The following is a 26,404-nucleotide window of genomic DNA, read 5'->3' as shown; positions in this document are numbered from 1 at the left end:
AAAAAATGAAATTATAACCAGTCTACTGATGGCGCTAATAATAACACTGTGAACTATAACATACACCAATGAATCAGTGTAGGTTTGGAATGATGATACTCTCTAATAGATAACTACAGACACTCAACTTGATAATATCATTACAAATCTCGCCAAGAAAACTGAAAGAACAATCCATTATGGTAATGATGTATTCCTATTGAATAACTGGAGCGAGAATGAAGAAGTTACTGATGTTTTGTGGTGTATCAATGTTGCTATTGAATGCAGCCTCTAGCTTTGCCACACAACCTATTAATAAAGAAGCACAAAAACAATCGGGGGTGAGATGTAAACGCCCACCTGAACCGCCGAAAGACAAGAGTGGCCGCCCGTTGCCGCCAGCGAAAGAACATCATGATAGCCAACCAGCAAAAAACCAGCCGCAACATGATGGCAAGTATCCATGCCCTCCACCGCTATCAGATAAAAACCACAAAGTTTAAAATGTTATATTTATTAGTATCGCTAATAGTATTGTAGCAACAGATAAATTGAAAGCAGGCATATTTTGTTGCTCTGCTTTTTATTTCAAAATAAATAGCCATGTCATAGTTAATAAAGAAACAAAAAATATAAACAATTACTATTGATAGCTACGTTTACCAATCTTATATAAATCGCTATTAAATCTCTTTCATGCAAATCAGACACATAAGAGGAACGCTAGCAGAAAATAATAATCCGTCTTATCCCTCATCCCGATAATTTAAGCTTGGCGCTGGCAAGATATACCTTTATAGCTCATGCTAAATAACGAGATATAACTCTCATCCATGTAACAATAATATCAGTTGAAATTTAATATATAGATAAGGAAATAGTCATGTTCTATAAATCACTGCTTAAGAGTGTCATTGTGACACTCATGCTCGTAACCGTTAACACAGTATTCGCAGCATCATCACCCACCACCCCAACAGAAATGACCTGCAAAGAATTCCTTGATCTTAATCCGAAAAGTATGACCCCCGTCGCTTTCTGGATCCTAAACCGGGATATCCAGTATAAAAAAGGCGATAGCGTAGATTTCCAGGAAATAGACCCGGTCTACACACCAAAAGTGATTGATGTTTGTAAAAAATCACCGAACAAAAAAATTACTGAGATGAAAAAAGAGATTGAGTGGGCACCTAAGAAACCAATGTAATATAATTCTGAGCCTCACATTATTCAATGTGGGGCTAACATTATCTTTTGACTATTATTTGGGAAAAATAATCATGTTAAAGAAGATCATATTGATATCGCTACTGGCATTACCCGTCGACCAAGCATTGGCACTTGACTGCCAGAACGCACTGACACAACTGGATATAAACCAGTGCGCAAATTTAGATTATAAGAAAGCCGATACCGAACTAAACCGTATTTATAAACAAGTTTTGGCCAAAACCCCAGTTGCCCAAAGAGCATTATTAAAGAGTGCGCAACTTACTTGGATAAAATACCGTGACGCAGATTGTACCTTCCAATCCTCAGCCACCGAAGGCGGTTCAGTGCATCCTATGATTATCTCGGCTTGTTTGACCCACAAAACTGAAGCTCGCTCGGCAGAACTACAGTCATTCCTTGATTGTGCTGAAGGTGACCTAAGTTGCCCCTTATAGCGTGCTGTGATTAGCGTTGCCGAATAGTCGAGGGCGTTAGGCCATAGGCCACTTTAAAACAGTTACTGAAGTGGCTGGCAGAGCTGAAACCACACTCCAGGGCAATGTGAATAAGCGGCATCATGCTATGTCTCAATAGCTGGTCTGCGCGAGATAACCGCGCTTTCAACACAAATTGATGTGGTGACAGCCCAGTGCTCTGCTTAAACATCCGTGCGAAATGGAACTCACTCAACCCTGCCTGTTCAGCAAGATCTGACAACAGCAACGGCTGTGAAAGATGTTCGTCAATATACTCTTTCACCCGTTTTAACACTGCCGGAGACAACCCACCGCGAATTACGGGGATCGCCCACTGCAACTGGGTGTAATTTTTTAATAAATGGGTCATCAACAAGGTAGCAGCACTACTGAGGGCTAAATGATTGGCCTGTTCTTGCCAGTTACAATTCAGTAAAAATTGGCGATATAACAACGTTATTTGCGGATCTTCTGCGAAAATTCGTTCATCAACCTGAATTGACTGGGGGCTGCGCTCCCAAATTTGTTCAGCTAGCTGGCGCAGATGCTTATCGGTGCAATACAAATGTACAAATGACAGGTCATCCCGCACATCCCAACTGGATAAGCTGCCCTTTGGCATAATACAAAAACGATCCGGTCCACCGCCATTTTTCCAGCCAGCGCGCGTTTTGTGATAGCACTCATAGCCATCTGCAACATACAGGCTCAAGGTGTGGTGATCAGGGCTTTCTTGTGTAATACAGTCATCACGGTTAGACCAGGCTGCCAATTGAATACCCGAGCCGAGTTGCACACAATCATGCAAGCACGCTTTGTGTTCTTTTAGGGTTTCAAAGGCTTGATACCGTTCCAACATTGCGCTGACTTCCTTTCGGTACGCGGATGCAACCAGTTTAATGGCTTGCCAGACGGCAGACTATATTTTCCAGCGATTTATCGTAAAAATGCGCAAGATTTTGCAATTTAAAGCAAGCCGCTGAAAGCGCCTCTCCTTCCTATACCGGATACTGCTGTTTTCTAGCTGTGATGAGAAATAACGATGAACGCGCTGCTATATTTGTTAGTTGTACTGATCTGGGGAACGACCTGGATTGCCATTACCCTACAACAGCAAGGTGATGTTGCTATTACTGTGTCCATTTTTTATCGGTTTGTGCTGGCGGCCGGTGTCATGATGCTCGTTTTACTGCTCGCCCGCCGACTGCACCAGCTCACGGTGCGTGACCACCTTTTTTGTCTGGCACAAGGGGTTTGTGTCTTTGCTTTTAATTTTTACTGTTTTTATCATGCTGCGGCTTATATCAGTAGCGGCCTGGAATCGGTTATTTTCTCAATGGCGGTACTGTTTAATGCCATCAATGGCATGCTTTTCTTTCGCCAACGCCTTAGCCCTAACCTGCTGCCAGCCAGTATCCTCGGCATGATAGGTATTGTTGCTTTGTTCTGGCAAGATCTGACCGCCACACAAATAGCCCCGGAATTACTTAAAGGTATTGGCTTAAGTTTGCTGGGTACCTATGGTTTTTCTCTGGGTAATATGATCAGTAGCCGCCACCAACGCAAGGGATTGGATATTCTGTCAACCAATGCTTATGCCATGACTTATGGTGCGGCAGTGATGGGACTTTTCAGTATGATTCAACAACACTCTTTTACTCTCGAACTCACGCCACGTTACCTTGGCTCATTGTTGTATCTGGCTATCTTCGGTTCCGTGATTGCATTTGCCGCCTATTTCAGCTTGATTGGACGAATCGGAGCCAGTGGTGCGGCTTATAGTACCTTGTTATTTCCGCTGGTGGCCCTAACCATATCAACCTTCTATGAAGGCTATCACTGGCACCTGAATGCCATTATTGGTTTACTGCTCATCCTATTGGGTAATTTAGTGATGTTCTCACGCCCAGGCATGATGCAATCCTGGTTTAAGCGCCGCCATCATTGCCAGCCACAAAGATAACCAAGAAAGGCCGATCGTTATCTCATCGAGAGTTCTGATCGGCCTTGCTCATTTTATTTTGCGGTATCTAAAATGGGTTCACGTACAATGAATATGTAAGACAGAGCCCCGAGGACAGTAACGCAAGAACAGATGGTTAATGCCAGGCTAAATGAGTGAGTGGTATCAACTATCCAACCCGTTATCACCGGTGCAAATGATGCAAATATGAAACTGGCAAAATTCTGTATGCTGCCAACCGATGCAGTCATACGAGAAGAGACCGCGACATGTATAAGCCCCCAGCATGATGTCCCAGCGAAGTGAATACAGAACAGTGCCATGCCTATTAATATAACCGCACTCCCGGTAGTGTCAGCACGGACGACGACAGAGGTAAATGCCGCTGACAGCAACATACCGACCGCAATGCATATTTTGCGGCTTTTTAAAGGAGCCATACCCTGGCGGACCAGAAAATCGGTAACGAATCCATTACATAACATGCCTGCCGCGCCGAAAATAAAGGGAATAGAAGCAAACATGCCAGTGCTAGCAAGATTTAAATGATACGTTGTCTGCAAATAGCCCGGCAGCCATGCCAGATAGAGCCATGCAGTATAATTGACGCCACTGAAGCCCAGCATCATGCCCCACATAGTGCGATTACGGAATAAGCCACGCCATTCTTTAAAATTCATAGGCTTACGACTTACATTAACACTGCCTGCATCAAGATATTTTTGTTCTGCTTCGGTTAAATTGATACTGTCACGATTACGGTAAAGCAGATACCAACCGATAGAAAGTACGATCCCCAAAAGACCAATGGTAATAAACATCCCACGCCAACCGATAACCATCATCATGGCGGCCAGAATAGGTGGACTGATGGCTAAACCGATTGTCGACGCAGAATTAAATATCCCCATAGGCAGGCCACGTTCTTTAATATTGAACCAGTCATTTATCACCTTCACACCGCAAGGATTCATGGGTGCCTCACCGATACCTAACCCAATACGTACCAGAATAAATTGCGTAAAGGTATGAACAGCCCCGGATAGCGCCTGAAAGAATGACCATACAAACATGCCTAGCCCTAACATAATGCGCGGGCCTTTACGGTCTAACAACGGGCCACACGGCAGTTGAGCAATACCGTATGCCAGAGAAAATGCGGAAAGCAGAAAACCAATCTCCGTGGCACTTAGCCCTAGCTCTTCACGAATGGTTAAATTCGCTACAGATAAAGAACTACGGTCAAGAAAGTTAATGACTGCGGCCAAGAATAATAAAACCATCGATACGGTTTGAATTCTTTTAATACGACTAGAACGCTCTGTATGTAGTATAGCCTTGGGGGTTTCATCTGATGTTGGGTTTAATACACCCGCATCATTATTTATCACGACATTATTTTTTTCCACGCCCAGCCCCTGAACTTTATAATATATTCACATTGCGATTCATAAAAAAACCTGTCCGATATGAATCTATTAGGAAATAAAAATCTCAAGAAAAAAGACTTATTACAGCGTCAACTATAGAGAGAAAAGTTAACTGAAATTCAGATTAGTGTGGGCATTCTATATACAGCATATCTTTGTGATGAATACGTGAGATGATTAATAGTTTGCTGGATTTTATCTGTCCTTAATGGTTTTTTATGCGGTTTTTTATCCAGTTTTTTATCTTAGTATGCGCTTTCAGCAATACTCTCTAGGTGGTTAATCATTCGCTGTATTGCGTGATCGAGCGAATCATTGATTGCTTAGCAGTATCCAGATGACGCCGTAACTCGCGCACCGCATCCAAATCATTGCGAAAGATTAACGCACTTAAAATCGCCATATGCTCTTCTATCGCCACGATATTGCGCTGCTTTAAATCGCTCTCATCCCATTGATAATGGAAGTGGAAAATAACTGAAATAATCTCCAGAGATTGATTAAAAAATGGGTTATTAGCGGCAGAAAGTATCAGGGTATGAAAATCACGATCTAACTGTGAAAACATGCGATAGCTGCTGCCAATGGTATCCCGCAATTGCCGATGGCGAGCCAATAGCTCTTTGGCTTGCAGCCAACGTTCATCACTATGTGCAAGATTTAAAAAGCGATTTAGCGCATGCGTTTCCAACATTTCACGTAACTCAAATAATTTTTCAGCATAGTTTTGATCAAATTTTTTCATGCTCCACTGACCACGGCGGATATTAACAATGAGGTCATAACGACAAAAACGCAGTAAGAACTCACGAACCACCACGGCGCTGACATTGGCGGCACGAGCAAGTTGTAACTCTGAAAATGAATCTCCTGCACGAAGCTGACGTTGATTAATCATCTGAAAAAAAGCACGTTCAAATACGTCGGCCTGAGCGTCTGGTGACTGACTGATACAATCAAAACCGTCCTCTGATTGGGGTGTTCTGACAATAATGTAGTAGTCGCCGACCTTCTCCAACACGCCACAGTGATCTAAATGACTCAGGGTATTACGCACAGTTGTCCGGCTGATACTGTACATTTCCGCTAGGGAAGCTTGAGAAGGAAGTGGTGATGTAATATGCCCTTTGGCAATAGCGTCGATCATCTGATTGATGACATTGTGACGAAGATTTTGTGTTCTGCTCATGATTATCCTTAGCTGTTTTTTATTCATTTAAAACCAATTTAAAACAGAATAATTCGTCATCCCTCACAAATATCACATTCGATTTAAACCTGGTTGTGATTTTTAATGAATATCAAACCTCACCTTTTGGAGGAATAGTCATGACCACGATGAATACTTTAGTTTGCCTTGAACCAACCAAACTTATTTATCAAAAACGAACTCAACCGTTACCGAGAATTAATGAAGCCTTAATAAAGGTTTTAAATGTTGGTATTTGTGGCACAGATATACATGCCTGGGCAGGTAATCAACCGTTCTTTAGTTATCCCCGAGTATTGGGTCATGAAATTTGTGGCGAAATAATAGCGCTAGGGGATAACGTCAATAATATGCATGCCGGGCAACGCGTTGCCGTTATTCCTTATGTTGCTTGCCAGCACTGTAATTCCTGTCTCAGCGGTAAAACCAATTGCTGCGAAAACATTTCTGTTATTGGCGTCCATCAAGACGGGGGTTTCAGTGAGTATTTATCCGTCCCAGTCAGTAATTTATTGGTGGTCGACGATGTAGATCCCGTCTCGGCTGCATTGATTGAACCTTTTGCCATCAGCGCCCATGCTGTGCGCCGTGCCGATGTTCATCCTGATGAGCATGTTTTGGTGGTCGGTGCTGGCCCAATTGGCTTGGGTGTGGCCGCCATTGCGCAAGCCGATGGTGCCTATGTAGTGATGGCCGACACCAGTGCACAACGCCGTGAACATGTAGAAAACCTGTTGGATATCCGGACATTAGATCCCAGTGATGCCGGATTTGAGCAAAATTTACGCCAGCAATTTGCTGGCATGTTGCCACTAAAAGTTATTGATGCCACAGGTAACCAACGAGCAATGAATAACACCCTCAACTTTATCCGTCACGGGGGCAGCATTGTATTTGTGGGCTTATTCAAAGGTGATCTCAGTTTCCCTGATCCTGACTTCCATAAGAAAGAGACCACCATGATGGGCAGCAGAAATGCCACCTTTGAGGATTTTGACAAAGTGGGGAAATTAATGGCCGCTGGCAAATTATCGGCGGACATGATCCTGACACATCGTTTTGAATTCAATACCTTGGCAGATATTTATGAACAGCAGGTCGTGAAGAATAAAGATCTTATCAAAGGCGTTATTCAATTCTGATCTCACTCATTTTAAGGATATAACACCATGCTAACGTTAAACCGCGAAAACTTTCCTGGCCGTACTCACCCAGATAAAGTGATTCAATTTGGTGAAGGAAACTTCCTGCGCGCCTTTGTCGATTGGCAATTGGACCGACTAAATGAACATACCGACCTTAATGCCGGTGTCGTAGTGGTCCGCCCGATTAACAGTGATTTCCCCCCATCACTTAATACTCAGGATGGCTTATACACCACAATTATTCGCGGTTTAAACGAACAAGGTGAGAAAGTCAGTGATGCACGCATCATTCGCTCGGTTAACCGCGAAATCAATATTTATCAGGACTTTGACAGCTACCTCGCCCTCGCCCGTAATGAAGATATTCGCTGGGTGTTCTCCAATACTACGGAGGCTGGGATAAGTTATCTGGAAGATGATAAGTTTAGTGATACGCCTCCCGCCAGTTATCCTGCGAAATTAACGCGGCTCATGTTTGAGCGCTTTCAACATTTTTCCGGGGCAGCCGATAAGGGGTGGGTGCTATTGCCATGTGAGTTGATCGATTATAACGGCGAAGCATTGCTGGAGTTAGTCCTACGCTATGCGCAGTGCTGGAATTTAGGCGAAGGTTTCAGTCAATGGTTATTACAGCACAATACGTTTTGCTCTACATTGGTCGATCGTATCGTGACCGGCTATCCCCGTGATGAAGCTGTCGCCCTGGAAAACCACCTGGGTTATCACGATGCATTCCTCGATACCGCAGAACACTTTTACCTGTTGGTGATCCAAGGACCGCAATCATTAGCGCAGGAACTACGTCTGAATCAATACCCACTAAACATTCGAATCGTCGATGATATTAAGCCCTATAAAGAACGCAAAGTGGCAATTCTCAATGGGGCTCATACCGCATTGGTGCCGGTCGCATTTCTGGCGGGTTTAAATACAGTCGGCGAGGCCATGGCCGACACGCAAATCAGTCAATTCGTCGCACAACTGATCAGCGAAGAGATTATTCCAGTCTTGGATTTACCCGCGGATGAGCTACAAACCTTTGCTCAAGCCGTGTTGAGCCGTTTTCGTAACCCGTTTATTCAGCACCAACTGCTGTCTATTGCCCTCAATAGCATGACCAAATTCCGTACCCGTATTTTGCCTCAGTTGCTCTCCAGCCAGCAAAATAACGGGCAGTTACCGCCACGACTCACCTTTGCCTTTGCCGCCTTACTGATGTTTTATCGAGGAAAACGTGACGATGAATGTTTTGCATTACAGGATGATGCCCACTGGCTAAATTGTTTCGCCTCTATGTGGCACGACGTTGACGCCGGTTCACTGCCGATGGAGGGATTAGTGCAATTGGTATTAGCCGACGCCACTCATTGGGGGCAAGACCTCAATCACATCCCGCAGCTCACCAATAGCATTACTGAACAGTTGCAAACAATTAAACGTGTGGGGATGCGAGCTGCTTTAGCCGCTTACCGTTAAATATGTTTATCCGGGCAGATGATTTTATTTTCTGCCCGCCATCTAGTGCAGTCACCGTGCGGTTTAAGCACCATCGTGATGGATAAACTCAATACCATACAACCCACCAATAGCATTGATGGTTTCTAATAGATGCGCACCATCCGCTTGATGCGGGACGGTATCGCTCGCGGCTGAATGCGCTGACCACCACAGGGGAAGCCCGATAAACCATGCTGTAATCTTAGCCATTGCTACCTCTGCGTTATTTATCTAGCGGGATGAAACTGATGCTTTAAGGGTAGATGCTGCCGCGCGCAAAGGTGAAATAACGATTATGGCTTTGGATATGCCAAATTTATCTATGAAGGCCAAAACTTAAGATAAAAATTAATAATTATGCATTTTAAAGATGCCAGCCATCAGCCAACGCGTTATCTTAATTAGACATTCGCCCTGAAGGAGTTTCGCATGTTTGTTGTCAGTCTGACTTACCATCAACCTATCGATGTGGTCGAAGCACTCACTGAAAGTCATAAAGAGTGGTTGAAAAAGTACTATACACAAGGTGTTTTTATCGCATCAGGCCGTAAAGTGCCGCGTACCGGTGGCATTATTTTGGCCAAAAGTATTGCCCGTGAAGAGCTGGATAAGATATTGGCCGAAGATCCGTTTAATGCGGTTGCCGATTATAGCGTGACCGAGTTTATCGCCTCCATGGCTATCGAGTCGGTGGAAGCGTTGAAAACTCTGTGATGCTTTTATGCGATAAATCCTAACAGCAGCTATGGTTGATGCCATGGCTGCTGTTACAACGTATTGGTAGTTAATTCTGCCCGCTGTTGTCGTTGCGCCATAATACGGTGCAGATTGGCCTCAAGCCATACAGTCAGCCCTTCCACCTGCTCCTGAATCTCTTTCCCCAACGGCGTTAATTTATATTCCACATGAGGTGGTACTACCGGATAAGCAATACGCTCAACAAAACCATCTTCTTCAAGGTGTTGCAGAGTTTGTGCCAGCATCTTTTCACTAACACCGCCAATCTTTCTGCGCAACGCACTGAAACGCAGAGTCTCATTGCTTAACGCAATCAAGGCTAACACCCCCCAACGGCTGGTTACGCGCTTGAGCACTTCTCTTGAGGGACAATCAGCATTGAGTAATTCACCCCGCCGAACTTGTTCGGGAAACGAAACAGTGTGACTCAAATTTTGCGGCTCTATTATTTTCATACTAACCTTTTGGTGCGTACTTACGTAAAGTTAGTATATTGCATATGATGAACTTAAGGGCAACTTTCTGGCCAATTATGCGGTTTTATTCTTTGCCAACTGTCTGTCATCTTTCTCATAACATCAAATCTGGAGTGTCATTATGATCGCAGTAACCGGTGCCACAGGCCAATTGGGCCGCCTTGTTATCAATGCATTACTTAAAAAAGTGCCAGCCAGTGAGATTATTGCTGCGGTACGTACCCCGGACAAAGCCCACGAGCTGGCGGCGTTAGGTGTTCAAATCCGCAAAGCTGACTATAGCCAGCCAGCCACGCTGGATACCGCCTTTCAAGGTGTTGATAAACTACTGTTAATTTCATCGAGTGAAGTGGGTCAGCGTATTGCCCAACATAGCGCCGTGATCGCGGCGGCCAAGCGTGCAGGTGTTAAATTGTTGGCATATACCAGTTTGTTACATGCGGATAAAAGCCCACTGGGGTTAGGCGAAGAACACCGGGCCACCGAAGCACTATTACGTGAATCAGGTCTGCCCGTGGTGTTATTGCGTAACGGCTGGTATACCGAGAACTATGCAGCAAGTATCGCGCCAGCCCTGGCACACGGCGCATTTATCGGCGCAGTAGCTGAGGGGCGTATCGCCTCTGCCGCACGTGAAGACTATGCCGAAGCGGCCGCTGTGGTGCTAACGCAGGGAAACCAGGCGGGTAAAGTTTACGAATTAGCCGGTGACGATATCTATACACTGGCTGAATTCTCGGCAGAAATTGCCCGCCAGTCAGGTAAAGCTGTGGTGTACCACGATTTGTCTGAAGCCGATTTCAAGCAAGCATTGCTCGATGCCGGTTTACCTGATGTTTTCGCCAGCCTATTAGCAGATTCTGATGCTGGCGCAGCTAAAGGGGGGCTGTTTGATGACAGTCATACATTGAGCAAACTGATTGGCCGACCGACAACGCCTTATGCAGATGTCATTGCTGCAACGCTAGCGACACGTTAAATCTATTCAAATATTCTCGGCCGGTTCCCCTTAAGTTACCGGCCGTTCTCCATTAGAACTTATAATAATGCCGGACTAAGACTTGGCAGCATCCAGTGCCTGAGCAAGATCATTGAGAATGTCATCAATATGCTCAATACCAATCGATAGACGCACCATATCCCGTGGTACGCCCGCCTTGATCAGCTCTTCATCGTTAAGCTGACGGTGGGTGGTTGACGCTGGGTGGCAAGCCAGTGATTTGGCATCACCAATATTCACTAAGCGCACGATCAAATTCAGCGCATCTATAAAACGCCCGCCCGCCTCCTGGCCGCCATGAATACCAAATGACAATATTGAGGCTGGTTTGCCACCTAAATAGCGCTGGGCCAGTTCATGCTCAGGATGATCAGGTAAGCCTGCGTATTTAACCCAACTGACTTGTGGATGGTTTTGCAAATAGTGCGCGACTTTCAGCGCATTTTCAGTATGACGCTCCATACGCAAAGCCAATGTTTCCAGCCCCTGCAAAATCAGGAAAGCATTGAACGGCGATAACGCAGCGCCAGTATTGCGCAATGGCACCACCCGGCAACGACCAATATAGGCAGCCGCGCCGAATTGCTCGGTATAGGTCACGCCATGATATGACGGATCAGGGGTATTTAATTGAGCAAAACGCTCAGGGTATTGCGTCCAAGGGAACTTACCCGAATCCACCACGATACCGCCAATACTGGAACCATGACCGCCGATATATTTGGTCAATGAATGAACCACAATATCCGCACCGTGTTCAAATGGTCGACACAAGATTGGTGTTGCGACAGTATTATCGACAATCAATGGCACACCATGGCGATGAGCCGCATCAGCCAATTTTTTCAAATCAACAATATTCCCAGCAGGATTACCAATTGATTCACAGAAAACTGCTTTAGTTCGGTCATCGATTAAGGCTTCCAATGCGGCGATATCATCATGATCGGCAAAACGGGTTTCTATCCCATAACGCGGTAACGTATGCGCCAGCAGATTGTAAGTCCCGCCGTACAACTTGGCCACCGACACAATATTATCCCCCACTTCGGCAATGGTTTGGATAGCATAAGTAATCGCCGCCATACCGGAAGCCACGGCCAGAGCGGCAATCCCCCCTTCGAGAGCGGCAACCCGTTTCTCCAGTACATCATTGGTGGGGTTCATGATGCGCGAGTAAATATTGCCGGCGACTTTTAAATCAAACAAATCAGCGCCATGCTGGGTATCGTCAAAAGCAAAGGAGGAAGTCTGGTAAATAGGTACCGCAACGGCTTTGGTGGTGGGGTCCGGTGAATAACCTGCATGAATAGATAATGTTTCTAATTTCATTCTTTATCCCTTGTTATATGACAATAGCCAGCGCCGCTGCCAACACGATGATATAACGTGACTAGTCATATTCTTAACTGGCGACGGAGGTGATGAAGAGAATAACAATAGAGGAATTAATGAGCAGCACCTACCTACAAAAGTAATTATTTAGCTATTAATTATAATTAAACGATATCGACATCCTCTCAGCCGCCATTCAGCCAGGTAGCGCTACGTTTCATCTATTCCATCCTGATAGATAACTTTCTCTTCTTATAAATCAATATACTGAATAAAAATATCTCTTCAGGGCTTTTCTGTCCACACCTCGCCGCATATACTGTATGCATAACCAGTTATTTTGTAAATCAGTCGTTTTTTTGTTATCACGCTCTCCCCTTAGATAACGCATTTGGAGGCTTTATGGGTGCATTCGGCAATGCTGCACAGGACTATATTGAAAAGAGAATCGACCTTAATGAACACTGCATTGAGCACCCAGCCGCCACCTTTTTCATGACCGCCAAGGGTGACGCCCTGAGTGATGCAGGTATTAACAACGGCGCACTGCTGGTGATAGATCGCAGTTTGCAGGCACAGCACGGCGATATTGTCGTTGCAACCATCGGGGGTGAGTTCAATATTAAGCGGCTTTATTTACGACCGGTTCCCCGCCTTGAGGCGCTGAATGCAGCCACTCCCCCACTCATATTATGTGAAGGGGATGAAGAGTGGGTTATCTTTGGCGTCATTGTATTTAGCATCAATAAGTTACGATAATGTTTGCTCTCGTTGACGTGAACTCATTTTATGCCAGTTGTGAAACGGTATTCAGGCCTGATTTGTATGGTCGCCCTGTGGTGGTGTTATCCAATAACGATGGCTGCGTGATTGCCCGTAGCCGAGAGGCTAAGGTCGTGGGTATTCCAATGGGGGCACCCTATTTCAAGATACAGCAAGTTATCCATCAGCATCGTGTTGTCGCGTTTAGCAGTAATTACGCACTCTACAGTGATATGTCTGCGCGGGTCATGACTATTCTTGAACAACTGGCCCCAGGGATTGAAATTTACTCAATCGATGAGGCATTTCTCAATCTTAATGGTGTACAGCATTGCATTACACTAGAAGAGTTTGGTCAGGGCGTGCGTGATAAAGTACGCAAATTGACTGGCCTAAATGTCGGTGTAGGCATCGCCCCAAGCAAGACTCTCGCCAAGCTGGCAAACCATGCTGCTAAGTTATGGCATAAAACGGGCGGTGTAGTCGATTTGTCCAATCCCATACGTCAACGCAAATTGCTGGCGCTGATGCCAGCGGCACAGGTATGGGGCGTGGGCCAGCGTACCGCAAAAAAGCTGGCAGTGATGGGGATAACCACCGCCCTTCAATTATCAGAGGCCAGCCCCGCGCTTATTCGCAAAAACTTTAGCGTCGTACTGGAACGGACAGTGCGAGAATTGCGCGGAGAAGCTTGTCTGGCGGTGGCTGAGTTCGCACCTACAAAACAACAAATAATCTGTTCGCGCTCATTTAGTAAACGCATTACAGAATATCAAAGTATGCATGAAGCCGTTTGTAGCTATGCCGAGAAAGCAGCAGAAAAGCTACGCAAGGAGCACCAATACTGTTGCCATGTATCAACCTTTATCAAAACCAGCCCTTTTGCCCGTAACGAGGTCTATTACAGTAACCTCGCCAGCACTCGCCTCAACTTTCCGACCTTGGATTCAAGGGATATTATTGCCGCAGCTCTCAAATGCCTAGCGGCAATTTGGCGACCCGGTCACCATTACCTGAAAGCAGGTATTATGTTGGGAGATTTTTCAAATCAGGGTATCGCGCAATTGGGTCTATTTGATGAGAGCAAACCGTACATTAACAGTGAATCATTGATGGCGGCTATCGACAAAATTAATCAATCCGGTAAAAGTAAAATTGCGTTTATCGGGCAAGGAGTTAATCAAGAATGGCAGATGAAACGTGAAATGTTATCACCTGCATATACTACCCGAATTCAAGATTGTCCTATCGCGGTTATCCGGTAACATAACTTAACGAATACCTCGGTGTACTGCTTATAGATGAATGTCACGTGAAAACGTTGATGGTTGGCAACAGAGGCTTAGTCCGCCCCGCATATAGAAAGGAATATTATGGGTGAATTTACCGGTTTTACTCAACATGGGCTGACATTCTTACAGCACATTGCTCACAACAATAACAAAGAATGGTTCGAGGAACATCGCGATATCTATGATCAGCATCTACTACAGCCAGTGCGAAAACTGGTTACCGACCTGAGTTCAGATATGCTGACTATTGATGAACTGTTTGAAGTTCGTCCGGCGATTGGCAAGACAATTTCTCGCATGAATCGCGATACCCGTTTCTCTCATGATAAGTCACTCTATCGCAGCAATATTTGGTTAACATTTAAAAGATCACGTAAAAATTGGACGGATGCTCCAACTTACTTTTTCGAATTTGGCCCAGACTGGTGGCGTTATGGGTTGGGGTATTACAGCGCCTCGCGAGAAACAATGGATCTTTTCAGACAACAACTGCTCCGTGCTCCGGCTGATTTTCTCACCATAGCTGACTGTATTTATCCCAATTTCTCGATTGAGGGAGAGAGTTACAAGCGCCCTTTGATTAAAGATCTACCACCGGCATTGGCGGTCTGGTACAACAAGAAGTCGTGGGCATTAATTAGCCACCGCAGAGATATGGATTTATTATTTTCCAGACAACTGGTTGACCGGTTGAGTAAAGACTTTCTCCGTCTTTCACCTATCTATGATTTTTTGATGAAAATTGAAAGCTTGAAGAAAAGTCATAATCACTTTAGTTAGGCGAGAAGATTTACCCTATCCACGGTGCAAAAGTACGATACTCAGATGGGTTTAATCCATTTACAAGCATCAAAACCTTGCAAGCTGCACAGATGAAACATTAGATTTAGAGCAGCTTGCTATTAAACGTCCATACGGTCTTATTCATCTTTTACCCCTGCCTTTCAGGGGTTTTACCTTTGATAGCGACTCAACTAATACCCCCACTACTGTAACAAATAGTTATTCATATATTCATAATCAATGGTCAGTTGTAAATAAAAAACTCATGAACATCATCTTTTGCAACATTTAAACAGATTTGAACTATGTTTTATCTAAATAATAGACAAACAACTAGATGCAAGAGAACTCATTCACTCTTTTCATCAATTATATTTAATGCAGCCCTACAGTAAAAACCCCATCCAGTTGTTTTTTATGTATTTTTATATAACTTACATCACTTTAAATAATAGAATTATAATTGAATAAAAAAATAAATTTAAATATATTAATCATTTAATAAATACAATCTTGCCCCAGAAAAGTGCAATAGCATGAATAATCAGCACCATTATGGGGAATCAATAATTTAATTAATAAAAGTATAAAGTTTTATCTTATGAGGCCGATTACCGTCTGTAGTTATTGTATTCACCTGTTATCAGGGAACTCCCCCATTTACTGAGGTTATTATGAGAGTGAACAAGCCTGTCAGTCGGCAGGAGTATCCCATTGATCGCGATACCACCTTGCAATCCACCACCGATATTCACGGCAATATCGCCTATGCCAATGCCGCCTTTGTTCGCGCCAGTGGTTTTGAATATCAGGACTTACTGAGTCAACCGCACAATGTTGTTCGGCACCCAGATATGCCACCCGCGGCATTTGCTGACATGTGGCAAACCCTGAATGCTGGCTTATCCTGGTCATCACTGGTTAAGAATCGCCGTAAAAATGGTGACTACTATTGGGTACGCGCTAATGCTACGCCATTACGTCATGATGGCCGTCTGACCGGTTATATTTCGGTACGCATTGCCCCCACTCGCGAAGAAGTTAAACAAGCGGAAGCACTGTATGTCGATTTTAATTCGGGTAAGGCCAGGCAGCGCCGCATAGCACTATATCGAGGGTTAGTTGTTCGTACCGGTTGGTTGTCTTTATTGTCGTTGTTCCAAAAATTACCATTACGCTGGCGCTTGCGCGGGGCATTATTGGGGGCAGCTTTACTCCCTACTGTGGCCGCCGGAGTGATAGGGATAACCGGTTTGCCATTATTCGTTTTGGCCGCAGTTAGCGTTGCCAGCAGCGTGGTGACCTCCTGGTGGTTAGAACGTCAGGTTGCCCACCCTATCGCCGCAATTTTGCAACAAGCGCAAGATGTCTCTTCTGGGCAAGCTGGTGATTACGTACAGCTAAATCGCGTTGATGAAATTGGTTACTTGATGCGGAGTGTCAATCAATTAGGGCTGAATCTCCGTTCTCTGACGGATGACGTTAGCGGCCAGGTTGATGGTATTAACACTGCCAGCAGTGAAATTGCCGCAGGGAATCGTGAGTTAAAAGTTAGAACTGAACAGGCTACCGCCAACTTGCAGCATATCGTCAGCGCCACAGAACAATTAGTGGCCACAGTACAGCACAGTGCTAATAGTGCCAATGAAACCACATCGTTGGCCGCGATGAGCAGCCATGCTGCAGAACAAGGCAGCGAGTTGATGCATCAAGTCATTGAAACTATGGGCACGATTAATGCCTCCAGTCATCGTATTGTAGATATTATCAGTGTCATTGAAGGAATCGCCTTTCAGACCAACATTCTGGCGCTCAATGCGGCGGTTGAAGCGGCACGTGCTGGCGAACAAGGTCGAGGGTTTGCGGTAGTTGCCAGCGAGGTACGCCATCTGGCTCAGCGCTCTTCAACCGCGGCCAAAGAAATAAAACAATTAATTGAAACCAGTGTGGAGCGGGTTCGTGACGGTAGCGCCTTAGTGCAAAATGCTGGGGCCACCATGGATAATATCGTCAAACAAGCGGGTCAAGTTTCTACCCTAATCAGTGAAATCAGCATCTCAACCCATGAACAGACACAGGCACTTGGTCAAATTAACCAATCGATCGGTCAGTTAGATCAAATGACACACCAGAATGCGGCCATGGTTGAACAGTATGCCGGAGCGGCAGAAGAATTGGCGCATCGCACCCTGCGCCTAACAGCGGCTGTTCGAATTTACCGCCCAGTAAAATGAGATAGGTTGTTAGATGACATAACGCTGAAATAGTGCCAGCACTGATACTCCAACGCCCTACTTCGGTAGGCTTTGGTGAGGTGTTTAAGAACAGCATCCAGTAATGTTCATATTAAAATTAACGGAGAGTGTCGCAAGATATTCTCCGCTAATGTCAGATAAGATATGACCCGTCATGACTTAAGGCTATTGGCCTGACATCTCAGATGTAATCCTTTATTTTCAGCATAATATAATATGCCCAGTAGCCATAATACTGCCGCGTTTAACGTCGCCAGAAGGCTGAGTATCATTTTTTAAAAATATCACTTCGCTTTAATAAATAAACATAATTACAACGTTCCATCGTGGGATGAAAATTAATCGCCCCCTAAAAAATGATAATAATCAAAATGATGACCAATCCTTAACTCAGCCATGTTCGGTAACTGTGTTAAATATAATAGCAGTGAAGATATACATAATTTACTCATAGAGTAACAATTAAAGGATTTGATAAATGAATTATCACACCACATACTTATAAAAAAATTAAACACAAAATAATATATTAAACGATAATTCCCCACAAAAACACAATGTCATTATGCGCACCAAACTTGGCATTAACGATATTTATCACAAACAAATTAATAATAAGTTTGATAATTAAATAAACAGTAGAATAAGGTTATTTACAAAATATCAAACTGCAATATTACCAATTAATACTTATATATTGTTGCATAAAAATCTAAACAAACACTTAACTATCGAGGTAAAAATCATGAGTAACAATAAATTACAACTTCGGCATGGCCGGGTCACTGATCCTCAAACACGAGGCTTGGTAGCAACTGATTTAGGATTGATTGCTGAATGGGAAAATAATGAAATGGAAGGAGGAAAAAACTTCCCTGATTTGACAGGCGGTTCTTTCGCCCCCCCTTACGAAATGGATAGTTGGAGCAACCCACCACCTCCTGATGGCCTTATTCTCAGTGGTGGTCACCGCGGTAATCGAGAGGTGGTGAATTTCACCGATAAAGAAATGCAACACAAGCTACGGTCTATCGGTCACCCTAATGATAACTTTACCTGGCCAACTATCGTGGTTAACCCAGGCAGTGACCTTGATATATATTGGGCCTACACTGTTGCTCATGTTACTCGTGGTTATCGTTGGTTTATTACCAAAGATGATTGGAACCCAGCAGAACGTATTACACGGGCTCAATTAGAGCCAGCACCGTTTTATGAGGATATCTATCCTTATGTTCCTTATTACTCGCACAACGATAAGTTAGTGGCTAAAATCGAGCACAAGGTTCATTTACCTAAAGGTAAAAAAGGCCATCACGTCATTATTCTGGCATGGATTGTTGCAGACTCAGGCAATGCGTTTTATCAAGCATGTGATGTCGACTTTGGTCAATAAATAATTAGGCTTTATCTAATTTAGCCAATCTCACTATGCAGGTGGATAAATTTCACCTGTATTTTTATACGATAGCAATAAATAAAAATCCCGCTATAGTAGTCAGGTAGTTACTCAATTATTAAATAAGGAGTTTTATGTCATCACTTAATCAAACATCTGTCCGCGCTCACAAAGGTGAAACTGATGCAAACTTACCTGGTGAAGATCATCTGATCGCCCATGAAGCTTTGCTTGTCGCGTTAATGGTTGAATGTGCTAATGAGTCAGATAACGATCAGTTCCTGGCCAGTGTCCGAGAGACGCTTAGCGGCATCTTACACTCAGCACGTTATCTGGATGCCAGCAAAATAGCCAAAGGCCTGCTCGATGAGGCTGATGATAAAGCCAACCGTTAGTCTATAGCCCTCATCATTGAGGGCTTTTTATTGGTTCATCCTCAGGGTCGTGCCGGTTGTTCAACAATGGCAATAACATGATAATCAACCAATTAAAACGACAACATGATCCATTAAGGTCACACGGTGGTATCGCGTCAGGCGATTAACCTGATTACCCGCATATACAGCAGCACTGTCGTCCTTACTACTGATATCTCCCATCTGAACACCGTATTTTCTGCATCATTGGCTGAAGTATCTACTGGAACATCGCTATCGTGGCGGCTGTACAGGCCTGTGCTAAGGCAAAGGTGAAGGAAATAATAATTGGGTGATCTAGTGACTAAAAAGTCATTTTCGCTCACTCTGTCCATGATTTTTATATGGTTTTACGTTATCGTTATTGTACTTTGCGTATTCGACCTAAAAGATCAATTCGGCAAGGTTTATGAAGCCAAAAAATACAAGGAGGAAAAGTGCTGCTGGATAAATTCTTGCTAGTTGCCATTATGGTTTTATTATCACTTTTTACCTGGTTGTTTTTCTCACCATACCATATGTATTCAATAGTTTATGAGTTTTTAGAGGTATTTGGTTTTAAAGAGGGATACAACAGTTTAGGCATCACTTCAGCCACGGCAACACCGGAATAAACAGATAAATAACAGGTGCCACATCGGGCACCTGTCTTATTTATTTCACAGCCAACTTTATTGACTACTGATTTCATTTTGCTCTTTCGGCGGCAGAACTGAATAACTGGCAACTATCGCCGTAAGAATAATAAACAGATGCCCTTCTGAAGAGTCGAGTAAGAAGGAATTAAACAAGTGGCAAGCCAAATAGGCACCAAGTAATGCAATCAGCACATTTCTAACCTGAGCAGATAAACGCCATGCGGAGCGGAAATAACACCACATCCATCCCAGGAATAAGGCTAACCCGACCAATCCCGACTGAACTGTCTGCATCAGATATTCATTATGTGGATTGATGCTATACGCACTTTGCGAGAAAGAATACCAAAAACCCCCAGCCCCATGACCCAATATCGGCGCATCCTCAATCAACTTCACTGAGGCGAGCATAAATGCGGTACGTAGCCCCATCGAGCTATCACAGGAAACATTAGCATCACCATTCGAGACGGCCAGACAGGTTTTAACCTCAGTCACGCCCTGCTGCAACCGATCTACCGCCCGGTTAGGCACCATAAGTACAATGGCCGCGACGATAAATGCGCAAACGACCATCGCCAAGCGCTGGCGGATTGACAGTGACAGTAACCCCCACAGGCCAAATGCCGCGGCCAATGCAACATAGCCGGTGCGGCCTTGCACCATAAACACAATGTTATAGATAGCCAAACACATCAACAGACCATAACCCCAACGCTTCCATCCTTGGCTTCTAAAAGCCAGAGCAAGCCAGATAACGGCGGCCAGTGCCATAAAGAAATTATGCGTAATTTGCAGTTTAAACACAGAGGGATTCAGTGGATCGATATGCCCCAACGGCAGATGGAGAAGGCCAACCCACAGGCTGGCTGCCAGGATAACGGCATTTGCCAGTAAAAAACCTTTGGCAAAATAGCCAGCCAATGAACGTGACAGCACAAAGAACATCGCTAACGGTAAGATATACAGTAATTTGGAGTACTTGCTGACCATCACTTTGCCGTATAGGTTATGCTGCCAGAGCAACGACAGTGCCAGCAGCATGAACATAATGGCAGGCAACCAAATCAACGGATTCTTTGCCAACGTTTTCACATAGCGAGTATCGCGGTTCAGCAGCAAACAGATGACAGCTAACACCATCGACAAATTCATTATGAAATTAGAAGTGGGTAGACCAATACCTAACAGGAATGCCGTAGCACAGGAAAACATGCCAACATATCGATGCACTGGCGCTGAGCCGGGCAAAGAAGTAGAAACCGGAGAAATCATAAGTCACTCACTTCGAATTGATAATCAGTTGAGGCTATCAGATACCTTTTCGCAAAGGATAGCAGCCCCAATTTACGCCATAACCAACCATCAGATAACCACTAGCTATGGCAATATTTTGTGGCGAGTGCCGTTATGCTGCCAGTGATCTAAACAAGTAACGGAACCACCATAATGGTCGCCACCAAAGCTTGCGTTCAGGCACCGTCGGCACACGTGAATGCACTTTTTTAATTTCCCAGTTAAAGTTAAGAAATATCCGGCTATGGCCATATTCTGCACCAAACCGTGCAATTTCACTCTTCTTCCGGTCATCAATCGGGGCGTTGTGAGTCAAATCACGATCCAGAGAATGGTAGCTTTTCTTCCTATCTACATTACGCTCAATGCATCGGTACTGCTTAGGCAGATAACGTGGTGTGCTACCATGATCTTTATGGAACTTCACAAACCGATAATCCTCCGAGCCATAATGGCCAGCGAACTCTTCATCATACCCATACAACCTAAAGAACCGTGCTCTGGACATGAAGAACAGGTTAGGATGGCCACGATAGGCTTTACCTGTTTTTTCATCTGTGCGGTAGATACGATATAGGGAACGGCCAGGGTTACGGGCATTCACCAAATAACGCAGGGTGTCTGCCGGTAGCAAGCAATCTAAATCAGTAATGATAATCTTATCTGACTTCGCGTATGTCACCCCCAGATTCCGAGAGCCGGCCTGATTCCACTGAATATCAGTGGTTATTCTTAACCACGTGAAATTCAAATCATAATCCTTTACGTCATACTCTAATGGCGAGCAATCATCGACGATGACAAACTCCACTGCATCTTTAATATCATCAGGGTAAGTTTCATATTCCTTCAACAAAGATTCAACAGAATCCATATTTCCCTGATTACAGTAAAAATGAGTTACATAAGTCAGTTTGATATGCTGCTTATCTAACGGATGCCGTGCTTTAACAATTTCTACATCCTTTGTCACAATGTAAACCTCTGTTTTAAGAGAGAAAATAAAGAATAAGATTTTTATAATATCTTGAAAACTGCGAGCTAAATAAGCTCAGTACAATTCGCCAGCAGCTATATGCCAAATAACTTGCGGTAAAGGATAAAGAGTTACCATAATCAGTCAAATATTTTCTTCATATATTCCTACCGCAAGAACAGTTTGAGAGGTGAATAACAATTTAATAACAAATAAGAGATAAATCTGTACTAGTAGATATTTAAGCAACCAACTTCGTCCCTTCTTGGGATAAAAAAAGCCTCACGGTAGCTTAAACTCCCGCGAGGCTTTGTTCTGCTCAACAATTTACATGTTGTCGATGATATCTTGACCAAACTCGCTACATTTGCGCAGTTTAGCGCCATCCATCAGGCGTTCGAAATCATAAGTCACGGTCTTGGCCTGAATTGCGCCTTCGGTGCCTTTGATAATCAAGTCAGCCGCTTCGAACCAACCCATATGACGTAGCATCATTTCTGCGGACAGAATGATTGAGCCTGGGTTCACTTTATCCTGACCAGCATATTTTGGTGCAGTGCCGTGAGTGGCCTCAAACAAAGCACAATCATCACCAATGTTGGCACCCGGAGCAATACCGATACCGCCAACCTGAGCAGCCAAGGCGTCAGAGATGTAATCACCATTCAGGTTCATACAGGCGATAACATCATATTCAGCAGGACGCAGCAGAATTTGTTGCAGGAAGGCATCAGCAATCACATCTTTGATAATGATCTCTTTGCCATTATTGGGGTTCTTGATTTTAACCCAAGGACCGCCATCGATCAGCTCACCACCAAATTCCTCACGTGCTAACTGGTAACCCCAGTCTTTAAAGGCACCTTCGGTGAATTTCATAATGTTGCCTTTATGAACCAGAGTTACTGATTCACGATCGTTGGTAATTGCATACTCAATTGCCGCACGAACCAAGCGCTTAGTCCCTTCTTCTGAGCAAGGTTTGATACCAATACCGCATTGTTCAGGGAAACGGATTTTCTTCACACCCATCTCTTCACGCAGGAACTTAATCACTTTTTCAGCTTCTGGTGAACCGGCTTTCCATTCGATTCCAGCATAGATATCTTCCGCGTTTTCGCGGAAAATCACCATGTTGGTCAATTCAGGGTGTTTTACCGGGCTTGGGGTCCCTTCGTAATAACGCACCGGACGCAGGCACACATACAGATCAAGTTGTTGGCGCAAAGCAACGTTCAACGAACGAATACCGCCACCGACCGGGGTAGTCAATGGGCCTTTAATCGCCACGCGGTACTCACGAATCAGATCCAATGTTTCTTCTGGCAGCCAAACATCTTTGCCATAAACATGCGTTGACTTCTCACCGGTGTAGATTTCCATCCAGGAGATTTTACGCTCACCTTTATAGGCTTTCTTAACCGCGGCATCTACCACGTGGATCATGGCAGGGGTCACATCAACGCCGATACCATCACCTTCAATAAATGGAATGATCGGATTATGCGGAACAACCAGTTTACCCTGAGCATCGACAGTAATTTTCTTACCTTCTGCCGGAACAACTACTTTGCTTTCCATCAACCTTCTCCTTCAGCGCAATTTTGTTAATGCCTTGTAAGATTCGTGTCAATACTACTTGAATATTCGTTCCACGCCAATCCGAAACGGATTGAGGTATAATGCGCTAATCATTCGGAATCGCAATAAACATGAATAAATTCTCTGTTAAAAATCACAAAGTTAACCGATTCAGCACCAAGACGCCGGCCAAACGGGTAAAGCCTGTCGGCCCAAGGAGAGTGTTGTTATTCAACAAACCTTTCGATGTCTTGCCACAATTTACCGATGAGTCTGGCCGTAGCACATTGAAGGAATTTATCCCCTTTAACGACGTTTATGCCGCAGGCAGACTCGATCGCGACAGTGAAGGTTTACTGGTATTAACCAATGATGGCAAGTTGCAAGCCAAACTCACCCAACCGGGCGAGAAAACAGGTAAAATCTATTTTGTACAAGTAGAAGGAATACCTGGCGATGATGCTCTCGGCCAATTACGCCGTGGTGTCACCTTAAAAGATGGCCCTACCTTACCCGCAGGGGCTGAGTTGGTTAATGAACCTGAGTGGCTATGGCCGCGGGTGCCCCCGATCAGAGAGCGCAAAAATAGTCCTACCTGCTGGCTACAGATCACACTTTACGAAGGTCGTAATCGGCAAGTGCGCAGAATGACGGCCCATATTGGCTTCCCTACCCTGCGTCTGATACGGTTTAGTGTAGGAAATTTAAGCCTTGCCGACCTACAGCCCGGCGAATGGAAGGAGATTAACTATGTTTAAGCCCCATGTAACTGTCGCTTGTGTTGTGCACGCACAAGGGAAATTCTTAGTTGTCGAAGAGACGATTAATGGCAAAAAACTATGGAATCAACCGGCTGGACATTTGGAAGCCAATGAAACTCTGTTGCAAGCCGCAGAGAGAGAGTTGTGGGAAGAGACCGGAATTCGCGCCACACCGCAATCTTTTCTGCGAATGCATCAATGGATAGCCCCGGACAAGACCCCATTTTTGCGCTTCGCTTTCGTTATTGAACTGCTGGCCCCCTTACCCACCCATCCTCATGATAGTGATATTGATTGCTGTCGGTGGCTCTTGGCTGATGAAATACTGCAATCAGCCAATTTACGTTCACCATTAGTGGCCGAGAGTATCCGCTGTTACCAACAACCCGAACGTTATTCCCTTGATCTGGTTGGTTCTTTTAACTGGCCTTTATAAAAAGTAGCGTTGATTTACTCAGGTAATTTCGTCGAGAGCGCGAATCTAGAATGCAGTCGAGCGGTCAACGTGATAAAATCCGGCGCTTGTTTTTATAATGCCTTGTCCGTGGCGATAAAGTGTTCGGATAGTGCTATCCGCCTTGGTCTCTATCAGAAGCTTAGGTATTTACGTTAGTGAGACTCCCATGTCAGATAATAGCCAGAAAAAAGTAATCGTCGGTATGTCCGGCGGTGTCGACTCTTCCGTTTCCGCCTACCTGCTTCAGCAACAGGGTTACCAAGTTGCCGGTTTGTTCATGAAGAATTGGGAAGAGGATGATGGCGAAGAGTATTGCTCAGCAGCGACCGATTTGGCCGATGCGCAAGCAGTATGCGACAAACTGGGCGTGGAGTTGCACACCGTCAATTTTGCCGCAGAATATTGGGATAACGTGTTCGAATTGTTCCTGGAAGAATATAAAGCCGGGCGCACACCTAACCCTGATATTCTGTGTAATAAAGAGATCAAGTTTAAAGCTTTCCTTGAGTTTGCCGCCGAAGACTTAGGGGCTGACTATATTGCCACTGGCCACTATGTTCGCCGCCAGGATGTCGATGGCAAAAGCCGTTTACTACGTGGTCTGGATGGCAATAAAGATCAAAGTTACTTCCTCTATACATTAAGCCACGAACAACTGGCCCAAAGCCTATTCCCGGTCGGCGAACTGGAAAAACCCGAAGTGCGCCGTATCGCCGAGCAACTTGATCTGGTCACCGCCAAGAAAAAAGACTCCACCGGCATCTGCTTTATCGGTGAGCGCAAATTCCGTGATTTCCTGGGGCGTTATCTGCCCGCACAACCCGGCCCTATCATGACTGTTGACGGTCAGCATATGGGCGAGCATCAGGGATTGATGTATCACACCTTGGGGCAACGTAAAGGGCTGGGTATCGGTGGCACCAAACATGGCGGTGATGACCCATGGTATGTGGTAGATAAAGATGTCGCCAATAATATCTTGCTTGTGGCGCAAGGACATGAACATCCACGGTTAATGTCAGTCGGTCTGATAGCCCAACAGTTGCATTGGGTTGACCGTCAACCGATAACCGCCGCTTTTCAGTGTGTGGTGAAAACACGCTACCGTCAGCAGGATATTCCCTGCACCGTCACCCCGCTGGATGATGAGCGTATCGAGGTCAGATTCGATAGCCCGGTTGCCGCAGTAACCCCGGGTCAGTCCGCTGTATTTTATCAAGGTGAAGTCTGCCTTGGCGGCGGTATCATTGAAGAGTGTTATCCACTGACTGACGTAGTAACAAACTAAATCAGCCCAGCAATGAACCAGAACGTTTACAGGAGT

General features: G+C 44.7%; 27 protein-coding genes and 1 pseudogene. 18 read left to right on the top strand and 10 right to left on the bottom strand.

Features of this window, described 5'->3' with window-relative positions:
• Window positions 1-218 precede the first annotated feature (218 nt).
• The 3 genes from V1955_RS09060 to V1955_RS09050 all read left to right on the top strand — a co-directional run bounded on the left by V1955_RS09060 (window position 219) and on the right by V1955_RS09050 (window position 1,649).
• Window positions 219-485, top strand: a complete 267-nt coding sequence (locus V1955_RS09060; protein WP_083158572.1) for a hypothetical protein — start codon at window positions 219-221, stop codon at window positions 483-485.
• A gap of 380 nt (window positions 486-865) precedes the next feature.
• Window positions 866-1,189 carry an acid-activated periplasmic chaperone HdeB gene (gene hdeB, locus V1955_RS09055; RefSeq protein ID WP_442820807.1) on the top strand — a complete coding sequence of 108 codons (324 nt, stop codon included), beginning with the start codon at window positions 866-868 and terminating at the stop codon, window positions 1,187-1,189.
• Window positions 1,190-1,262: 73 nt separating this feature from the next.
• A complete protein-coding gene (locus V1955_RS09050) occupies window positions 1,263-1,649 on the top strand; it encodes a lysozyme inhibitor LprI family protein (RefSeq protein ID WP_372569271.1) in 387 nt (128 codons plus the stop codon).
• A 10-nt stretch (window positions 1,650-1,659) separates the two neighbouring features.
• On the opposite strand, the gene V1955_RS09045 is transcribed toward V1955_RS09050, so the two are convergent.
• Window positions 1,660-2,529 carry a helix-turn-helix domain-containing protein gene (locus V1955_RS09045; protein ID WP_083158569.1) on the bottom strand — a complete coding sequence of 290 codons (870 nt, stop codon included), beginning with the start codon at window positions 2,527-2,529 and terminating at the stop codon, window positions 1,660-1,662.
• A 183-nt stretch (window positions 2,530-2,712) separates the two neighbouring features.
• On the opposite strand from V1955_RS09045, the gene V1955_RS09040 reads away from it, so the two are divergent.
• The gene (locus V1955_RS09040; RefSeq protein ID WP_083158568.1) at window positions 2,713-3,633 is read left to right on the top strand and encodes a DMT family transporter; all 921 of its coding nucleotides are present in this window, start codon (window positions 2,713-2,715) and stop codon (window positions 3,631-3,633) included.
• A gap of 53 nt (window positions 3,634-3,686) precedes the next feature.
• Here V1955_RS09040 and V1955_RS09035 read toward each other — a convergent pair whose 3' ends face one another.
• Window positions 3,687-4,916 (bottom strand): MFS transporter, encoded by a 1,230-nt coding sequence (locus V1955_RS09035; RefSeq protein ID WP_372569887.1) that lies wholly within the window; start codon window positions 4,914-4,916, stop codon window positions 3,687-3,689.
• Between the two features lie 430 nt (window positions 4,917-5,346).
• A complete protein-coding gene (locus V1955_RS09030) occupies window positions 5,347-6,252 on the bottom strand; it encodes a GntR family transcriptional regulator (protein WP_083158567.1) in 906 nt (301 codons plus the stop codon).
• A gap of 140 nt (window positions 6,253-6,392) precedes the next feature.
• On the opposite strand from V1955_RS09030, the gene V1955_RS09025 reads away from it, so the two are divergent.
• Together V1955_RS09025 and V1955_RS09020 are read left to right on the top strand one after the other, a co-directional pair.
• Entirely contained in the window at window positions 6,393-7,415 is a 1,023-nt protein-coding gene (locus V1955_RS09025) for a zinc-binding alcohol dehydrogenase family protein (RefSeq protein ID WP_083158566.1), read from the top strand.
• 27 nt (window positions 7,416-7,442) lie between these two features.
• Entirely contained in the window at window positions 7,443-8,894 is a 1,452-nt protein-coding gene (locus tag V1955_RS09020; RefSeq protein WP_372569275.1) for a tagaturonate reductase, read from the top strand.
• A gap of 63 nt (window positions 8,895-8,957) precedes the next feature.
• Here the strand turns inward: V1955_RS09020 and V1955_RS09015 are convergent, their stop codons facing one another.
• The gene (locus V1955_RS09015; RefSeq protein WP_420073627.1) at window positions 8,958-9,125 is read right to left on the bottom strand and encodes a hypothetical protein; all 168 of its coding nucleotides are present in this window, start codon (window positions 9,123-9,125) and stop codon (window positions 8,958-8,960) included.
• A 219-nt stretch (window positions 9,126-9,344) separates the two neighbouring features.
• On the opposite strand from V1955_RS09015, the gene V1955_RS09010 reads away from it, so the two are divergent.
• On the top strand, window positions 9,345-9,629 hold the full coding sequence (locus tag V1955_RS09010; RefSeq protein ID WP_083158564.1) for a YciI family protein: 285 nt from the start codon (window positions 9,345-9,347) through the stop codon (window positions 9,627-9,629).
• Between the two features lie 53 nt (window positions 9,630-9,682).
• Here the strand turns inward: V1955_RS09010 and V1955_RS09005 are convergent, their stop codons facing one another.
• Window positions 9,683-10,108 carry a winged helix-turn-helix transcriptional regulator gene (locus V1955_RS09005; protein WP_083158563.1) on the bottom strand — a complete coding sequence of 142 codons (426 nt, stop codon included), beginning with the start codon at window positions 10,106-10,108 and terminating at the stop codon, window positions 9,683-9,685.
• A gap of 142 nt (window positions 10,109-10,250) precedes the next feature.
• Between V1955_RS09005 and V1955_RS09000 the strand changes: the two genes are divergently transcribed.
• A complete protein-coding gene (locus V1955_RS09000; protein ID WP_372569276.1) occupies window positions 10,251-11,108 on the top strand; it encodes an SDR family oxidoreductase in 858 nt (285 codons plus the stop codon).
• Between the two features lie 75 nt (window positions 11,109-11,183).
• Here V1955_RS09000 and V1955_RS08995 read toward each other — a convergent pair whose 3' ends face one another.
• Window positions 11,184-12,461 (bottom strand): bifunctional O-acetylhomoserine aminocarboxypropyltransferase/cysteine synthase, encoded by a 1,278-nt coding sequence (locus V1955_RS08995; protein ID WP_372559236.1) that lies wholly within the window; start codon window positions 12,459-12,461, stop codon window positions 11,184-11,186.
• Between the two features lie 405 nt (window positions 12,462-12,866).
• Here V1955_RS08995 and umuD point away from each other — a divergent pair, with 405 nt between their 5' ends.
• From umuD to V1955_RS08975, 4 genes are all read left to right on the top strand, one after another.
• Window positions 12,867-13,223, top strand: coding sequence for a translesion error-prone DNA polymerase V autoproteolytic subunit (gene umuD / locus V1955_RS08990; protein WP_032905840.1), 357 nt, complete (start codon window positions 12,867-12,869; stop codon window positions 13,221-13,223).
• Window positions 13,223-14,491: a translesion error-prone DNA polymerase V subunit UmuC gene (gene umuC / locus V1955_RS08985; RefSeq protein WP_083158560.1), complete on the top strand. Its 1,269-nt coding sequence runs from the start codon at window positions 13,223-13,225 to the stop codon at window positions 14,489-14,491. Before umuD ends, umuC begins: the two co-directional genes overlap by 1 nt.
• Window positions 14,492-14,599: 108 nt before the next feature.
• On the top strand, window positions 14,600-15,298 hold the full coding sequence (locus V1955_RS08980) for a DUF2461 domain-containing protein (protein ID WP_083158559.1): 699 nt from the start codon (window positions 14,600-14,602) through the stop codon (window positions 15,296-15,298).
• Window positions 15,299-15,975: 677 nt separating this feature from the next.
• A complete protein-coding gene (locus V1955_RS08975) occupies window positions 15,976-17,535 on the top strand; it encodes a methyl-accepting chemotaxis protein (RefSeq protein ID WP_442820806.1) in 1,560 nt (519 codons plus the stop codon).
• Between the two features lie 44 nt (window positions 17,536-17,579).
• Here V1955_RS08975 and V1955_RS08970 read toward each other — a convergent pair.
• Window positions 17,580-17,828, bottom strand: a pseudogene (locus V1955_RS08970) (IS4 family transposase); the annotation flags it as partial.
• Between the two features lie 473 nt (window positions 17,829-18,301).
• Here V1955_RS08970 and V1955_RS08965 point away from each other — a divergent pair.
• The 3 genes from V1955_RS08965 (at window position 18,302) to V1955_RS08955 (ending at window position 19,985) form a co-directional block, all read left to right on the top strand.
• Window positions 18,302-18,952 (top strand): lytic polysaccharide monooxygenase auxiliary activity family 9 protein, encoded by a 651-nt coding sequence (locus V1955_RS08965; protein ID WP_372559239.1) that lies wholly within the window; start codon window positions 18,302-18,304, stop codon window positions 18,950-18,952.
• Between the two features lie 137 nt (window positions 18,953-19,089).
• Window positions 19,090-19,350 (top strand): hypothetical protein, encoded by a 261-nt coding sequence (locus V1955_RS08960; RefSeq protein WP_083158556.1) that lies wholly within the window; start codon window positions 19,090-19,092, stop codon window positions 19,348-19,350.
• A 458-nt stretch (window positions 19,351-19,808) separates the two neighbouring features.
• Window positions 19,809-19,985 carry a hypothetical protein gene (locus V1955_RS08955; protein ID WP_193784641.1) on the top strand — a complete coding sequence of 59 codons (177 nt, stop codon included), beginning with the start codon at window positions 19,809-19,811 and terminating at the stop codon, window positions 19,983-19,985.
• Between the two features lie 57 nt (window positions 19,986-20,042).
• On the opposite strand, the gene V1955_RS08950 is transcribed toward V1955_RS08955, so the two are convergent.
• The 3 genes from V1955_RS08950 to icd form a co-directional block, all read right to left on the bottom strand.
• Entirely contained in the window at window positions 20,043-21,284 is a 1,242-nt protein-coding gene (locus V1955_RS08950) for an O-antigen ligase family protein (RefSeq protein ID WP_372569279.1), read from the bottom strand.
• Window positions 21,285-21,417: 133 nt separating this feature from the next.
• Window positions 21,418-22,278, bottom strand: coding sequence for a glycosyltransferase family A protein (locus V1955_RS08945; RefSeq protein WP_083158555.1), 861 nt, complete (start codon window positions 22,276-22,278; stop codon window positions 21,418-21,420).
• 330 nt (window positions 22,279-22,608) lie between these two features.
• Window positions 22,609-23,862: an NADP-dependent isocitrate dehydrogenase gene (gene icd / locus V1955_RS08940; protein WP_005183101.1), complete on the bottom strand. Its 1,254-nt coding sequence runs from the start codon at window positions 23,860-23,862 to the stop codon at window positions 22,609-22,611.
• A 131-nt stretch (window positions 23,863-23,993) separates the two neighbouring features.
• Here icd and rluE point away from each other — a divergent pair, with 131 nt between their 5' ends.
• The 3 genes from rluE (at window position 23,994) to mnmA (ending at window position 26,368) form a co-directional block, all read left to right on the top strand.
• The gene (rluE, locus tag V1955_RS08935) at window positions 23,994-24,620 is read left to right on the top strand and encodes a 23S rRNA pseudouridine(2457) synthase RluE (protein ID WP_083158554.1); all 627 of its coding nucleotides are present in this window, start codon (window positions 23,994-23,996) and stop codon (window positions 24,618-24,620) included.
• Window positions 24,613-25,059, top strand: a complete 447-nt coding sequence (locus V1955_RS08930) for an NUDIX hydrolase (RefSeq protein WP_083158553.1) — start codon at window positions 24,613-24,615, stop codon at window positions 25,057-25,059. Before rluE ends, V1955_RS08930 begins: the two co-directional genes overlap by 8 nt.
• 187 nt (window positions 25,060-25,246) lie before the next feature.
• Window positions 25,247-26,368: a tRNA 2-thiouridine(34) synthase MnmA gene (gene mnmA, locus V1955_RS08925; RefSeq protein WP_442820805.1), complete on the top strand. Its 1,122-nt coding sequence runs from the start codon at window positions 25,247-25,249 to the stop codon at window positions 26,366-26,368.
• Window positions 26,369-26,404 lie beyond the last annotated feature (36 nt).

Origin of the sequence: Yersinia sp. 2545 StPb PI (genome assembly GCF_052217125.1) — a bacterium.
GTDB classification, from domain to species: Bacteria; Pseudomonadota; Gammaproteobacteria; order Enterobacterales; family Enterobacteriaceae; genus Yersinia; species Yersinia enterocolitica_E.
The sequence above is the reverse complement of the archived record's forward strand: the minus strand, read 5'-3'. Positions and strand labels throughout refer to the sequence as shown.